The sequence below is a fragment of the Thalassotalea loyana genome, from assembly GCF_030161435.1.
Lineage (GTDB): Bacteria > Pseudomonadota > Gammaproteobacteria > Enterobacterales > Alteromonadaceae > Thalassotalea_G > Thalassotalea_G loyana.
The window spans coordinates 155,538-170,012 of the sequence record NZ_BSSV01000007.1; the positions used below are offsets into that span (position 1 = coordinate 155,538).

Sequence of the window (14,475 nt, forward strand, 5' to 3'; positions counted from 1 at the left end):
TTAGTTTTCAATGTATGGGTTAGGAAAACCTAATTGCGCTAAAATGTCAATTTCAAGGCTCTCCATTTCCACAGCTTCATCATCACTTATATGATCAAAGCCCAATAAATGCAAGCAGCCATGGATAACCATATGCGCCCAATGTGCATTTAATGTTTTATCTTGTTCTATCGCTTCGCGCTCAACTACTTGTCTGCAAATAATTAAATCACCAAGCAAATCTAGTTCGACACCTTCTGGTACCTCAAATGGAAAAGATAGCACATTAGTTGGCTTGTCTTTACCTCTATACTGGAGGTTTAGCTCATTTGACTCTTCTGTATCGACAATACGAATCGTCAGCTCAAACGGTTTGTCATAACGCATTAAAGCGGCATCCACCCATTGCTGAAACTCACCAACAGTAGGTAAGTTGTCTGTATTCTGGGAGGCAATTTGTAAATCAAGGGTGATAGCCATTGTTTTACTTTTTATCTTCCGAAGTTACAGACAAAACTTGTGGTGATGTCTGTTGAGCTAATTCAAGCTGAGCTTTCTCTAGTGCAAGCTTTTCTTGCTTTTTTTGTTCTTTGATTTTATTTACTTTTGCATCATGCTTTTCGTACGCGTCGACAATGCGCGCAACAACAGGGTGACGCACAACATCCTTTGACTGGAAGAAGTTAAAACTAACGCCTGGAATGTCATCAAGTACTTCAATAGCGTGGCGTAAGCCCGATTTTTGTCCTCTTGGCAAATCAACCTGAGTCACATCACCTGTAATGACTGCACGGGAGTTAAAACCTATACGCGTTAAAAACATTTTCATTTGCTCAACCGTCGTATTTTGGCTTTCATCTAATATAATAAATGCATCGTTTAATGTACGGCCACGCATGTAAGCTAAAGGTGCAATTTCAATGACACTGCGCTCAATAAGCTTCTCAACTTTTTCAAAACCGAGCATTTCAAACAAGGCGTCATATAATGGACGAAGGTAAGGATCGACTTTTTGAGACAAATCACCAGGTAAGAAGCCAAGCTTTTCACCTGCTTCAACGGCTGGACGAGTTAACAAAATTCGACGCACTTCTTGGCGTTCTAATGCTTCTACCGCACAAGCAACGGCTAAATACGTTTTACCTGTACCAGCAGGGCCAATACCAAAACTAATATCGTTTGTTAGCACGTTTTGCACGTAAACCGATTGATTACCATTACGCGGCTTAACTAAGCCTCGCTTGGTTTTAATCGTGATCATTTTCGCAAAATCGGCGTCGTGCTCGGTAGGCTCTTGCTCTAAAACATCCGCTTCAAGAATCTCGATATGGACCATTTCAGGCGTAATAGCTTGCTGTTTACCCTTGACTGTTTGCGTTTCGATATAAAGGCTTTTCAGCATCTTTTCGACAGCCAAACAGTTAAGCTCTTGGCCAACAATCTTAAACTCATGTCCTCGATAACTTATTTCTACACCTAATCGGCGTTCAATTGTTTTCAAGTTATCGTCCATTGGACCGCATAAATTAGCTTGCCTGCTGTTATCAACAGGCGCTAATTCAAAAGTAATACTATGTTGTTTGCTCAAAGATTAATTCCGTTAAATTTCGGTTACGGTGTAAAAGTACCAACGCCTAAGTCATCAACATTTGCTGGCGCTGCACCGTGGTGGTTATTCGCTAAAATATCAGCAGGTGAGTGGGCGATACGTAGGCCCATATCTTTTTCTTCACGTACTAGTTCACCGCGTAATGAGTTCGCATATACGTCAGTGATTTTAACATCAACAAATTGACCAATTACGTGATGTGGCGCAACAAAGTTCACTATTCGGTTATTCTCTGTTCGGCCACGGAGTTCCATAGGGTTCTTCTTCGAAGGACCTTCAACAAGAATTCGTTGCTCTGTATCTAACATTTGGCGTGCGATACGTAATGCTTGTTGATTTACTCTGTCTTGTAAAATCTGTAAACGTTGCTTCTTAACGCTTTCATCAATGTCATCAACGATATCTGCAGCTGGCGTACCAGGGCGTGCTGAGTAAATAAAGCTGAAGCTCAAATCGAAATCAATTGCTTGAATTAAATCCATGGTCGCTTCAAAGTCAGCATCTGTTTCGCCTGGGAAACCAACGATAAAATCAGAAGACATACATAAATCTGGGCGTGCTTTTTTAAGCCTACGGATTTTAGATTTGTACTCTAATGCCGTGTGACCACGTTTCATCATGGTTAAAATACGGTCTGAACCACTTTGAACTGGCAAGTGTAAGTGGCTAACTAATTCAGGAACGTCTTTGTATACTTCGATGATATCGTCAGTAAATTCAACTGGGTGTGACGTGGTGTAACGAATACGGTCGATACCATCTATGGTTGCCACTAAACGCAATAACTCTGAGAAGCGACAAATATCACCGTCGTGGGTTTCACCGCGGTAGGCATTTACGTTTTGACCTAATAGGTTTACTTCACGCACGCCTTGCTCTGCTAATTGCGCAATTTCGTATAACACGTCATCTAATGGGCGAGAAACTTCTTCACCTCGGGTGTAAGGTACAACACAGAAAGTACAGTATTTGCTACAGCCTTCCATGATTGAAACGAATGCGGTTGCGCCTTCAGCTTTTGGCTCTGGTAAGCGGTCAAATTTTTCAATTTCAGGGAAGCTAACATCAACGACAGCTTCTTTATTCTCACCGCTAGCCTTTTTGATCATTTCAGGTAAACGGTGTAACGTTTGCGGACCAAATACCATATCCACGTAAGGTGCACGTTGACGAATCGCGTCACCTTCTTGTGATGCAACACAACCACCGACACCAATAATCAAATCAGGGTTATCATTTTTTAGGTTTTTCCAGCGACCTAATTGATGGAAAACTTTTTCTTGAGCTTTTTCACGAATAGAACATGTGTTGAGTAAGATCACGTCAGCTTCTTCAGCTTCTTGCGCTAACTCTAATCCATGTGTTGTGTCGAGAAGTTCTGCCATTTTTTGCGAGTCATACTCGTTCATTTGACAGCCCCAAGTTTTAATATACAGCTTTTTGGTCATTGATTACTTGCCTAAAATTTAATCAAAATATACGTATTGGTATAAAAAGGACACGCATTTTACTCTTTCTTTACGCAATGTTCTACTGCCCAGCGTATTAGATTTAGTAAATAGCTGTATTCAGGCTAAATATTATTGTTGATATGCTCGTCTAAATTGAAGCTAACGGTCAATTGACTGTTGTTGTCACCTGTTTTATATGCGTTGACTTTAGCATCATGCTGCGTCGCTATTTTTCTGATGGTGTACATAGCAATGTTAAAATCTACTTTGCTATCAAAGTCACTGAAATAATCATTGTCATCTTCGATCTTTAACCATAGTTTTTGGTTAAATGGTTGAATAGATACCATGAAGGTATCGCTTCGTGAATGAGACAATGCACTATCGATAGCATGGTAAATTATTCGATAAATACTTTGTTGAATAGATTGCGTTAGCGTATCTACAGGGTAGTCTGTTTTCACACGAACTTTGATGGCGTAATTAACTTGCCAAAAGTCGACAAGATACTCTAGACCGCCCGAGAGCGATTGATTATTTAAACTACGCGGTTCGTCTTTAATTTTGTTATTTGAGATTAGCTGTGCAGAATCAGTTAACAGCTTTATTGCTTTCTCGTGGTCGCCTTCGTGCAACATTCTAAGTGAAACGTTGATATTACGTTCAAGGTTGTTAGAAAGTAAACCACGTGTCTTTAAGTCTTCATCGAGGACCTTGTATACCGAACTAATTGAACGTGCTCGAAGTAAGATTAACCAGATCGATAAAATGACAAAGATCACGACAAGTAGCAGGTAAATCACTCTAACTTGAGGGGTCCAATACCAAGGGTAGGCGACTGCAATATTAGTGTATGCGACATAACTGCTCCATTGGCCTTGGCTGTTGGTTCCTTTAACTTCAACGACATACTCACCTGATGATAAACCTGCGAGTGTTATTTGATTACCTTGAATCGGCGTCCAGATGCTGTCATCTATACGGTATTTAAATTTTTTGTTGGCGTTAGAACGGTAGTCAAGACTTGCAACATTCAAGCTGACAACGTCTTTTGCTGAGCTTAACAAGATACGTTCATTGTTTAATTGCTCTTTACCAGATACAGACGTTTTACTAATGCGGATTGGTGCGTTAAAAACTGCATTCTCTGCATGATCAATTTCCACATAGCCTCTGGTGTGCCAGCCATAGACTTTGTTGTTGTGATAAACAGGAAGTCCACTGAAGCTATAACTCTCTGTTCCTAATACTACCGCTAATGAATCACTTTTTGTGTCAATTCGGTAAATGCCAGAGGTTGTTGTTGTCCATATATCATCACCAATGATCAAACTTCGAGAGAAGTTAATCCCTTTGCCCATAATAGACAGTACGTCACCTCGCTTATTAAATACGTATACCCCTCCACCCGTACTAAAAGCGTAAATTTTATTATTGGCTTCAGCCAGCGATATAAACTTAATCCCTAGATTGACACTAAGTTGTCGAACGTCATTTGTGCCTTTTTGGTAGATTTCTAGGCCATTGGCCGTAGCAAACCATATATCTCCGTTGGTTTGAGGGAGTACGTCAATAACTTCTAAATTGTATAGGCCGTGTTGTTTATTGATACGCTGAGTCACTTGTTGAGACTGCCAGTTATATATTTTTAGTCCCTTGAAGTTAGTACCTATGTATAGATTGTCTTCGTCTGCTCGCAGAGCAAGCACTATGTCCTCATTTTTTGGTAATGGTAGGCGGCTGGCAGCGCTATCACCTAACTGGTATTGCCATACACCGTCGAGTGTACCGAAAATTATGGTGTCTTTGTGGCGTAGCATGCCCGTTGTATATCTAGCCCTTGGCGATAAAGAGTTATTCATCTTAGGGTCAAACCAAGGCTGCGGTGTCAATGTTTGTATGCCGTTGCCATAGCTTCCAATCAAAAGCTCACCGTTGACTAACATAAGCTCATTTGAATTGTCTTTGATGTCAAAAATATATTCTGTATTGGATATGGTTTTCTCATAATGACGGCTAAGGCCTAAATTAGAATAAATCCAAAGAGCGCCGCTTCTGTCGTAAAAAGTTTTGGTAATTAGTTGTTTGCCAATATTTGTGAATTGGCTTGGTACTACACTCAGATCTGTCGAACTAAATTTAAGAACATCGCCATTGCTTGTGATGGCTAAGACGGAAGAGTTACTCGCTCCGGATGCTAACGATTGAATATCGCTTACATCTGTTTTAGCTACAACCCTGGTATCTATCATCGAAAGTAATTGGCCTTCGTGTTGGAAAATTAGATTGTTATTGACGCTAGTAAAGGTATCTACTTGATTAGGAAATATATTGTTGAATTTATCATTGGCTAAATGACAAATGCCGATTCTCGATAAGATATACAAATTATCGTTTGTTGCCTGCATACCAAACAAATCTACATCATCTTTGATGAGTGTGGTTTCGAGGCTAGTTAAATTATAACGATAGATTGCGTCACGGTTCTCAAAATAAATATAGCCCTTAAAGTAAGTCGCATGATCTGGGTTTTGAATGTATTCGGGTAATTCAATTTCTGAAGAGGTACCGGTTTGAGGATCAAATAAAAACAACCCATTAACCGCACTTGATACGATTATTTTGCTTTGAAAAGGCTCTATGCTGTTAACCCACGAAAAGGGAGTTTTCCATGTTATTTCGTTGGTAGAAAACTTAAGAAGTTCCTTTCCATCATATCGGCTAAGGCCATCTATCGTGCTTAGCCATATATAGCTTTCGTTATCTTGATGAATATCGGTGATGTTACCAATAGTGTTGAGTTCATTGAATTCATGGCTATTGGCGGAAACGCTCAAAAGCAGGGATAAGCATAGTAATTTGCTTATCCCAACAGTTTTAAATGATACTTTGTGGAGCATCTTTAGGAGGGTGGACCTTACTTCCACACACCATGTAGATTTTCGGTAGCTCACCATCTTCCTTTGGTTTCTGCACCAAGATGTACGTCGGTTTTCTCGGATCATTTTGTTCTTGTTTTTCTTGCCACGCTTTGCTTATCGAATCAGCGTATTCTTGTCCATATTTTGTAGCAAACGCCGTTGTTAACATTTCAACGCCAAAGTCATCCATGATCATCATGGTGTTGCCATGGTAGCCACTTGTCGTATCAAAATCTATATCTACTGTTAAAATCTTGTCATTTGGCAAAATTAGGTCTGCACGTAGTTTGGCAATAACAGCTCTATCGGGTGCTGACTTTAAGTTCGTTAAGTTAGGCTTTTCGGTAAAATCGTATACGAGATTAATATCGTTAGCGATACGGTTACTTTCTTTTAATTGAGCCGACATAATGTCTCCTTGCATTTATTATTTTTACAGCTAGGTTCAACCACTTTCTGTTTTTTGCCTTCAGGCATTTAATTAGTAACACAAAAGTGTTAACAATAAAACTAGTTGATTTTTATATGGAAAGTCAGATTTGTTGGAAGACCCAAAAAGATTAAAGCCAATTCAGCTCGATTCTCGTGAAATTGAGCAGCTTGCTAAAAAAGGATATATCGAAATTAAGAATTTCTTGCCTTATGGCGTAGCGAGTCAATTACGGCGTAGTATCATTCACCAAAATCATCATAGAGCTTGGTGTTTGCTTACGCGTCCTTATCAGCCAAGTCAGTCAATTAAGGATAGAATCGATAAACCGGTCATCGATGTGAACCGTCATAAGCAAGCAAAGCGCGCGCACACTAGAAGAAAATTTGCATTTTCGTTTTACCGAAGCGCTAATAAGCATGAAAATAGCCACCAAAATAAACGCATTACAAGTCAATTCACGGATATTTTAGTGAAACATGTTTGCCCAAGTTTACAATTGTCAGGCGAAATTACAGACGCGTTTTTTGCATCTTTTATTAATCAGCAATTTATTGGTTATCACACCCACGGTAGTGCGGGAAAGTATGCCTTTATATACCAGTTATCTAAAGGGTGGCGTAAAAGGTATGGTGGGCAGCTCGTGTTGTATCCAAAGCATTCACGGTTTCATAGAAAGGTCATTGAACCTAGGTTTAACTCTCTGATCTTGTTGGATTTATCACATCCGATGCCACATCATGTTAATTGTTTGAACACTTTGCCTTATCAGCATCGTATTACTATATCTGGTTGGCTAAAATAATGATAAGACAAAAACACTAAAACCTTGATTTTAACCAACCTTATTATTAACTCTCGTGGTACCATAATAGAAAAAGAAAACAGTGAGATGATACGTGACGATACATGATTGCGCTATTGTTGGTGGTGGTATGATAGGTGCGGCAACGGCAGTTGCACTGGCTGATTTAGGCTTAAAAGTAGCACTGATCGAAAAGTTTACCCCAAAAGCACTTGATAGCAGTGTAGCAAAACAGCCGGAACCGTTTGATTTGCGGATTTCTGCTATCTCTTTAAATTCACAAGCCTTATTGGATACTTTAGGTGCATGGCGTTTTATTGAACAAAGTCGTATTTGCCAGTATAAGCGTTTGGGTGTTTGGGAAGATGAGTTTGCATACACAGAATTTAATGCACAAGAAATCGATCGAAGTCATTTGGGCTATATGGTTGAAAACCGCCAAATTCAATTGGCGTTATGGCAGGTTGTCAGTGAACATAACAGTATTGATTTGCTTTGCCCGGAACAGGTAAAACAATTTACTCAGCAGGCTGATTTTGTCGATATTGAGTTAAGTAGTAAGCACATTAAGGCTAAATTACTGATCGCGGCTGACGGTGCAAACTCTCAAATTCGCCAGTTAGCTAACATTGGTTTGACCGGGTGGGATTACGCGCAGTCTGCGATGTTAATTAACGTTGAAACATCAATTGAGCAACAAGACATAACGTGGCAAAAGTTTCATTCGACGGGCCCTGTTGCCTTTTTACCAATGCCAGGCAAAAATGCGTCATTAGTTTGGTATCACAATAAAGCAGAAATTAAGCGCTTAGCAGCTTTGTCAAATGAGCAATTAGCACAAGAAGTATTACAGGCATTTCCCGAAAAACTAGGCGCCGTTAAGGTGGTAGGTAAGGGGGCCTTTGATTTGACCCGTCGTCATGCAAATCAATATGTTAATGGCCGAGTTGTCCTAGTAGGAGATGCTGCACATACCATTAACCCATTAGCCGGTCAGGGGGTTAACCTTGGTTTCAAAGATGTAAAGGCGCTACAAATGGCAATGGCTAAGGCAATAGGAGAGGGGCGCGATTTCGATGCTCCTTCGACGTTATCTAGCTATGAAAAAGCAAGGAGAACAGACAACCTTATGATGATGTCAGGCATGGATGCAATCTATCAAACGTTCACCCACCAATCACCTCTAGTAAAAATTGTTCGTAATATCGGCCTATTCGCAGCTCAACGGGCAGGAAAGTTAAAAAGCAAAGCTCTTGCCTATGCTTGTGGCGTGGCTTAGCTCTAGTGCCTGTTGGCTACTTCAATGCCGCAGAAGTGGCCGCTTTACAATGAATTTCTGTCGTGTCGTATAAAGGAACATTCGTGTGACACGCTTGGATAAGTAAGCCAATTTCAGTACAGCCGAGTATAATTGCTTGCGCGCCATTAATAACTAAGTTTTCAATGGCCTCTAGGTATACCTGTCTAGAATGATCATTAATTTTGCCGTGACAAAGTTCCTGATAAATGATGTCATGGACTTTTTGTCTTTCATGCGCTTCAGGGATGAATACATCAATGCCAAAATTGTCAATAAGGCGTTGTTTATAAAAATCTTGCTCCATTGTGAACTTTGTCGCTAATAAACCCACGCGAGTCACGCCATCGTTTAATAACTGCCGAGCAGTCGCATCGGCTATATGCAGTATAGGTATAGAGATTGAACTAGCTACTTCGTCAGCAACTTTATGCATTGTATTTGTACAGATAAGTACGAAGTCAGCACCACACGCTTCGACTGATTGTGCGGCGTGAATAAGAATGTCTGCAGTGGCTTGCCAGTCGCCTTTGTGTTGTAGCTCTGCAATTTCATTGAAATCAACGCTATATAAGCATAGTTTTGCGCTGTGGAGCTTGCCTAACGACTCTCTTACTTGCTTATTTAGTAATTGATAATAACTGGTTGTTGATTCCCAGCTCATTCCACCGATTAGTCCAATCGTTTTCATAACGTGGCAAACCCTTTCGTAGATTAGAATCCTAGAAAGACGATAGAGTAGATAAATATATAAGAGATAACAAGGAAGAAGTGGCTGGGGTATGAGGATTTGAACCTCAGAATGACGGGATCAAAACCCGCTGCCTTACCGCTTGGCTATACCCCAACTAAGGTATGATACTTCTAAACAAACTGAAGCGATCACTTCTTTTTAAATTGAATGGTACGGGAGGAGAGACTTGAACTCTCACATCTTGCGATACTGGAACCTAAATCCAGCGCGTCTACCAATTCCGCCACTCCCGCGTAATTCAATGGTGGCTACACCGGGATTTGAACCTGGGACCCCATCATTATGAGTGATGTGCTCTAACCAGCTGAGCTATGTAGCCATATACTTTATTCAAAGTACGTACTTGCGTCACTCATAAAAAGCTTAGAGGAGAATAAGTAAGAAGTGGCTGGGGTATGAGGATTTGAACCTCAGAATGACGGGATCAAAACCCGCTGCCTTACCGCTTGGCTATACCCCAACAAGGTAACTTCTTAAACAAACATTTGCCAGTATCATTATGAGGAATGAAGTGGCTGGGGTATGAGGATTTGAACCTCAGAATGACGGGATCAAAACCCGCTGCCTTACCGCTTGGCTATACCCCAGCAATGTTCATTTTTTGCAATATAAAATTGCTTTGAATAATGGTACGGGAAGAGAGACTTGAACTCTCACGCCTCGCGGCACTGGAACCTAAATCCAGCGCGTCTACCAATTCCGCCATTCCCGCATTATTCAAATGGTGGCTACACCGGGATTTGAACCTGGGACCCCATCATTATGAGTGATGTGCTCTAACCAGCTGAGCTATGTAGCCATTCCAATTCTTGCCTCTGAGCAAGTGGAGCGTATTTTGCAGATATCGTGGTCTTACGTCAACCGTTTTTTAATAAAAAATTGTAGTTTTTCTACTGTTAGGTTAAAAACTCGGCAAACATTGCGTTTGCTTTGCTAAAACGGTGAAACAGTAGACAATATTTTGCTGGATTATCACCAATAAAAAAGCCAGAAAGCCAAACAACAATTGTTGGATTTCTGGCTTGTTAGATAACTTTACTAGTTTACGCGTTTATTCGCGGCTTCACCTAAATGAGCAGAAGCTGCTTTAATTGCATCTAAGCTTGCTTTGACATGCTTTTTAGGTGTTTTACCAATTAAAAACTCGCCAACTTCGAGCGATTGGCTTTTTGCAGCAAAGACTAATATGTTGTCTCCATCACATCCTACACTTTCAAAGATAACTTTGACCTTGATTTTTTGATCTTTTAAATAAGATCTTAAGCGTTTTTTGTCATTTGCTTGAACATATTCACAAACACGCACTGAAACATCGCTGGCCGACGCTTTTGGTGCACTAACTAAAACAAAAGTTGCTGCTATTAGAGTTATTAATACTTGTTTCATGTTTACCTCATGAGTTGGTTTTCCATAGTAATACCAAGTGAAACGATGATTTACTCTCTCAGCGAGAATTAAAAGGCTTAGAGGCAAGGCCCTGAATGAAAAGAATGGTTATTCCCTTGTTCATTTCAGCACCGAAGCATATAAGCCTATTAAACTCGTCCGTCGGGAGCTTGTCAGAGGTTAGTTAACTGCGGCAGATTTACTCAATGTAGAATAACTATATTGTCATAAATCTTTCTTGTTCTCTCACCTTTGACATAGCTCTGAGATGACTAAAGCATTGTTCCAATTGGTATAAGTATGGTAGAAAATCGAGATTTTTATACTTATGTAAGAAATTATTTTTTGTAATAAAAAAGGTCAGTATAAAAAATATACTGACCTTCTTATTTTTTAAGGTTTATAAGGCTATTTTTACGCCAATAATAAACTAAACGTTAAATCTAAAGTGAACAACGTCACCGTCTTTAACAATGTAATCTTTACCTTCTAATCGCCATTTACCGGCTTCTTTTGCACCAGACTCACCATTGAACTCTACAAAATCATCGTAACCTACAACTTCAGCGCGGATAAAGCCTTTTTCAAAGTCAGTGTGAATAACACCTGCAGCTTGTGGAGCAGTAGCGTTTTGACGAACTGTCCAAGCTCGAACTTCTTTTACACCTGCCGTAAAGTACGTATGTAAGTGAAGTAGTGAGTAACCTGCGTTGATTACACGGTTTAAGCCAGGTTCTTCTAAGCCCATTTCTTCCATAAAGATTTCGCGATCTTCATCGTCCATCTCAGAAAGTTCACCTTCAATTTCTGCACATACAGCCACAACAACGGCATCTTCTTGAGCGGCGATTTCTTTTACTTGATCTAGGTATGGGTTGTTCTCAAAGCCATCGTCGTTAACATTGGCAATGTACATGGTCGGTTTGATGGTTAAGAAGTTTAAGTATCTTACTGCCGCTTTTTCTTCTTTAGACAAGTCTAAAGAGCGAATCATGTTGCCATCTTCAACGTGCGCTAAGATTTTCTCTAGCACAGGTAATTCAAATTTAGCGTCTTTATCGCCACCTTTGGCTTTCTTTTGTTGACGAACAATAGCGCGCTCAGCTGTATCCATATCGGCTAATGCTAGCTCTGTATTAATGACATCGATATCATCTGCAGGGTTTACACCACCAGCAACGTGAACGATGTTGTCGTTTTCAAAACAACGAACAACGTGACCAATTGCGTCTGTTTCACGAATGTTAGCTAAGAATTTATTACCTAGACCTTCACCTTTGGAAGCGCCAGCAACTAGACCCGCGATGTCTACAAATTCCATCGTTGTTGCAATTACACGCTCTGGGCCAACAATTTCAGCAAGTTTGTCTAAGCGCGGATCTGGTACAGGCACAACACCTGTATTTGGTTCGATAGTACAAAACGGGAAGTTAGCCGCTTCGATACCAGCTTTAGTTAGTGCGTTGAAAAGAGTTGATTTACCAACGTTTGGTAAGCCAACGATACCACATTTAAATCCCATGTTTGTATCCTATAAATCTGTTATTGTGCTTTGAATGAGTGTAAACGGTTTTGCGCTTTTTTGAGACCGTCTTTTTGCCAAATCTCAAAACAACGACTAGCTTCATCAACACACTGTTCAATTAAGTTTTGTTCTGAAGCAGGTGCTTTACCCAGCACGTGCCCGGTTACGCGATCTTTATGGCCTGGGTGACCAATACCAATGCGTAAACGATAGAAATCTTTGTTATTTGCCATGCGAGCGATAATGTCGCGCAAACCATTGTGACCACCGTGGCCACCACCTTTTTTAACCTTGATGATTCCCGGGTCCATGTCGAGTTCGTCATGGGCAACTAAGATATTTTCAACCGGAATACGATAAAAGTTTGCAAGAGGGGCAACCGCTTGACCGCTTTTATTCATAAAGGTTGTAGGGATCAGAAGATGAACAAGTTCTTCGCCGATATAGCCCTTGCCATATAAGCCGAAGTATTTTTTTTCAGGTCGTAAGGAAATGTTGTAGCGCGAGGCGAGTTCTTCTACGAACCAGACACCTGCATTGTGGCGTGTTTTAGCGTATTCGGGGCCAGGATTTCCCAGCCCCACAACTAGCTGAATGTTAGTCGTCAAGGAGTGTTCCTCGTCGATTATTCTTCAGTAGCTTCTTCTTCAGCTGCTTCGTCATCGCTGCCGCCCTTAGGAGCGTTAGCAGTAACAACAGCTTGGTCGTGGTCTGCACCTTTCGCTAACTCATCAGAAGTTACGCCTTCTGGTAATTTAACGTCAGATAAGTGAAGAGTTTGACCAACTTCTAAGTCTGCACAGTCAACTTCGATGAACTCTGGTAAGTTACCTGGTAAACAAGTAACAGCGATTTCATTGATGTGGTGAGCAACAGTTGCACCTTTCTTCGCTACAGCGTCTTCATTGATGAAGTGAACTGGAACGTTTGTGTGAACAGCGTGAGTAGCGTCAACACGTAAGAAGTCTAAGTGCATTACTAATGGCTTGTACGGGTGACGTTGCATGTCTTTTAATAAACACTCAACTTTCTCACCGTCAACATTTAATGTTAAAACGTGTGAGTAGAACGCTTCTTCTTCTTGTGCACGGAACACGTGGCGGTGCTCTAAAGTTAAAGAAACAGGATCTTTGCCTTCACCGTAAAGGATAGCTGGAACTTTGTTCGCGTGACGTAGGCGGCGGCTCGCACCTTTCCCTAGATCTGTACGTACTTCAGCATCCAAAGTAAAAATATCAGTCATGATTTTGTACTCAAATAAATAGTTTAAAATAACGTTGCTTTTTGCGACCAAAAACAACTATGTACCTTTATTACCGGCGAAATTTCTCTCGCTTGAGGTAAAAAAGGCGCGCAATAATAACACTTAGCAACGGATAATGCCAAGTGTTTCAAGATATTCTTTATTTACAGCCCGTATTTGGCTGCAATTTCTTGGTATTGCTGGGAGGACTTTAACTGTTTAATGCATAAGTCAACGCTATCAAGAAAAGCCTGCTTATCTTCTATTGCCTGGCCTTTTTTAGAGACAGTTAGAAAGTATGCTTTTTCAGTCACTGTCAATGGATGAACCGTCACCTGATCCGTAATCCCTAGCTGCTTTGCACGCCACTTAAACGTTTCTTTTGAATTTGCCATCACTTGAAAGCGGGGGGGCTTTGTCAGCATTTGCCCAAACATCGAATCGATATCATAGCCTTCTGTAACTTCATCATGTAATCGTTTCTCTTCGATGATCTTCAATATTTCAGGTGTATGTGAAATACCCGCAAGGTTTCCAAACTGATACAGATAAAGGTCTGCAATTCTATTAAGTTTAATATCCTGATCTTTAACTGAGACAAAGCCATACTCACTCATAAAAATGGGTTCTTTGCCGTAGATAACAAACTGTTCTCTCGATGTTTTATGTGAATATACAGCGATATCAAGCTGACCTGACTTCATGTAAAGGTGAGTTCTCTTGACCGGTAAGGTGGTGTAGTTCAATTGATATTTTTCATTGTTTACACAGAGAGTTAATAGCTCTTTACCCAACCCTTTATATTTACCTTCTAGGTTTGGGAAGAAAAAAGGTGGCCATTTTATATCATTAATCGTGACAGGGATTGGTGTTGCCTGAAGAGATAAGCTGAGATTAACCAAAATAACGAAAGCAATACATGATAAACGCATAACACCACCTGACGTTGCATATCCTACTTTTTATATTAGCCTAGAATAGTAGAACTGTCGTCTGATGCCGCTATATGTGTGTCTGCTGTCAATTGATGTCGTTATTAAGTCAATATTTGTCGACTATGCTTATTCTATAGTGG

Annotated in this window: 13 protein-coding genes and 7 tRNA genes; 2 read left to right on the forward strand and 18 right to left on the reverse strand. The window is 40.5% G+C overall.

Annotated elements, in window-relative coordinates; translation table 11 throughout:
- The 5 genes from ybeY to QQK05_RS15090 form a co-directional block, all read right to left on the reverse strand.
- Complete coding sequence (gene ybeY, locus QQK05_RS15070; RefSeq protein ID WP_284300079.1) at nt 1-459, reverse strand: rRNA maturation RNase YbeY; 459 nt, start codon at nt 457-459, stop codon at nt 1-3.
- Nucleotides 460-463: 4 nt separating this feature from the next.
- On the reverse strand, nt 464-1,567 hold the full coding sequence (locus QQK05_RS15075) for a PhoH family protein (RefSeq protein ID WP_407704896.1): 1,104 nt from the start codon (nt 1,565-1,567) through the stop codon (nt 464-466).
- A gap of 23 nt (nt 1,568-1,590) precedes the next feature.
- Nucleotides 1,591-3,036, reverse strand: a complete 1,446-nt coding sequence (gene miaB, locus QQK05_RS15080) for a tRNA (N6-isopentenyl adenosine(37)-C2)-methylthiotransferase MiaB (RefSeq protein WP_284300081.1) — start codon at nt 3,034-3,036, stop codon at nt 1,591-1,593.
- Nucleotides 3,037-3,161: 125 nt separating this feature from the next.
- On the reverse strand, nt 3,162-5,876 hold the full coding sequence (locus QQK05_RS15085) for a ligand-binding sensor domain-containing protein (protein ID WP_284300083.1): 2,715 nt from the start codon (nt 5,874-5,876) through the stop codon (nt 3,162-3,164).
- Nucleotides 5,877-5,916: 40 nt separating this feature from the next.
- Nucleotides 5,917-6,369 carry a hypothetical protein gene (locus tag QQK05_RS15090; protein ID WP_284300085.1) on the reverse strand — a complete coding sequence of 151 codons (453 nt, stop codon included), beginning with the start codon at nt 6,367-6,369 and terminating at the stop codon, nt 5,917-5,919.
- Between the two features lie 133 nt (nt 6,370-6,502).
- On the opposite strand from QQK05_RS15090, the gene QQK05_RS15095 reads away from it, so the two are divergent.
- On the forward strand, nt 6,503-7,195 hold the full coding sequence (locus QQK05_RS15095) for a 2OG-Fe(II) oxygenase (protein ID WP_284300087.1): 693 nt from the start codon (nt 6,503-6,505) through the stop codon (nt 7,193-7,195).
- A gap of 94 nt (nt 7,196-7,289) precedes the next feature.
- Nucleotides 7,290-8,474 carry an FAD-dependent oxidoreductase gene (locus tag QQK05_RS15100; protein ID WP_284300089.1) on the forward strand — a complete coding sequence of 395 codons (1,185 nt, stop codon included), beginning with the start codon at nt 7,290-7,292 and terminating at the stop codon, nt 8,472-8,474.
- Nucleotides 8,475-8,490: 16 nt separating this feature from the next.
- Here the strand turns inward: QQK05_RS15100 and QQK05_RS15105 are convergent, their stop codons facing one another.
- From QQK05_RS15105 to QQK05_RS15165, 13 genes are all read right to left on the reverse strand, one after another.
- The gene (locus tag QQK05_RS15105; protein WP_284300091.1) at nt 8,491-9,183 is read right to left on the reverse strand and encodes an aspartate/glutamate racemase family protein; all 693 of its coding nucleotides are present in this window, start codon (nt 9,181-9,183) and stop codon (nt 8,491-8,493) included.
- 81 nt (nt 9,184-9,264) lie between these two features.
- Nucleotides 9,265-9,339, reverse strand: a tRNA-Gln gene (locus tag QQK05_RS15110).
- Nucleotides 9,340-9,394: 55 nt separating this feature from the next.
- Nucleotides 9,395-9,479, reverse strand: a tRNA-Leu gene (locus tag QQK05_RS15115).
- Between the two features lie 9 nt (nt 9,480-9,488).
- Nucleotides 9,489-9,565 (reverse strand) — tRNA-Met (locus QQK05_RS15120).
- 66 nt (nt 9,566-9,631) lie between these two features.
- Nucleotides 9,632-9,706, reverse strand: a tRNA-Gln gene (locus QQK05_RS15125).
- Between the two features lie 52 nt (nt 9,707-9,758).
- Nucleotides 9,759-9,833: transfer RNA gene (locus QQK05_RS15130), tRNA-Gln, on the reverse strand.
- Between the two features lie 40 nt (nt 9,834-9,873).
- Nucleotides 9,874-9,958, reverse strand: a tRNA-Leu gene (locus QQK05_RS15135).
- A 10-nt stretch (nt 9,959-9,968) separates the two neighbouring features.
- Nucleotides 9,969-10,045: transfer RNA gene (locus tag QQK05_RS15140), tRNA-Met, on the reverse strand.
- A gap of 239 nt (nt 10,046-10,284) precedes the next feature.
- Entirely contained in the window at nt 10,285-10,632 is a 348-nt protein-coding gene (locus QQK05_RS15145; RefSeq protein ID WP_284300094.1) for a DUF3718 domain-containing protein, read from the reverse strand.
- A 430-nt stretch (nt 10,633-11,062) separates the two neighbouring features.
- Entirely contained in the window at nt 11,063-12,154 is a 1,092-nt protein-coding gene (gene ychF / locus QQK05_RS15150) for a redox-regulated ATPase YchF (protein ID WP_284300096.1), read from the reverse strand.
- 20 nt (nt 12,155-12,174) lie between these two features.
- Nucleotides 12,175-12,765, reverse strand: a complete 591-nt coding sequence (gene pth / locus QQK05_RS15155) for an aminoacyl-tRNA hydrolase (RefSeq protein WP_284300098.1) — start codon at nt 12,763-12,765, stop codon at nt 12,175-12,177.
- Between the two features lie 17 nt (nt 12,766-12,782).
- A complete protein-coding gene (locus QQK05_RS15160) occupies nt 12,783-13,400 on the reverse strand; it encodes a 50S ribosomal protein L25/general stress protein Ctc (protein ID WP_284300100.1) in 618 nt (205 codons plus the stop codon).
- A 164-nt stretch (nt 13,401-13,564) separates the two neighbouring features.
- Nucleotides 13,565-14,332, reverse strand: a complete 768-nt coding sequence (locus tag QQK05_RS15165) for a substrate-binding periplasmic protein (protein ID WP_284300103.1) — start codon at nt 14,330-14,332, stop codon at nt 13,565-13,567.
- Nucleotides 14,333-14,475 lie beyond the last annotated feature (143 nt).

Excerpts from the sequence above, each read along its gene's own strand:
- ybeY (WP_284300079.1), bottom strand. The coding sequence starts at position 459 with ATGGCTATCACCCTTGATTTACAAATTGCCTCCCAGAATACAGACAAC.
- miaB (WP_284300081.1), bottom strand. The coding sequence starts at position 3,036 with ATGACCAAAAAGCTGTATATTAAAACTTGGGGCTGTCAAATGAACGAG.
- QQK05_RS15090 (WP_284300085.1), bottom strand. The coding sequence starts at position 6,369 with ATGTCGGCTCAATTAAAAGAAAGTAACCGTATCGCTAACGATATTAAT.
- QQK05_RS15105 (WP_284300091.1), bottom strand. The coding sequence starts at position 9,183 with ATGAAAACGATTGGACTAATCGGTGGAATGAGCTGGGAATCAACAACC.
- QQK05_RS15145 (WP_284300094.1), bottom strand. The coding sequence starts at position 10,632 with ATGAAACAAGTATTAATAACTCTAATAGCAGCAACTTTTGTTTTAGTT.
- ychF (WP_284300096.1), bottom strand. The coding sequence starts at position 12,154 with ATGGGATTTAAATGTGGTATCGTTGGCTTACCAAACGTTGGTAAATCA.
- QQK05_RS15160 (WP_284300100.1), bottom strand. The coding sequence starts at position 13,400 with ATGACTGATATTTTTACTTTGGATGCTGAAGTACGTACAGATCTAGGG.
- QQK05_RS15165 (WP_284300103.1), bottom strand. The coding sequence starts at position 14,332 with ATGCGTTTATCATGTATTGCTTTCGTTATTTTGGTTAATCTCAGCTTA.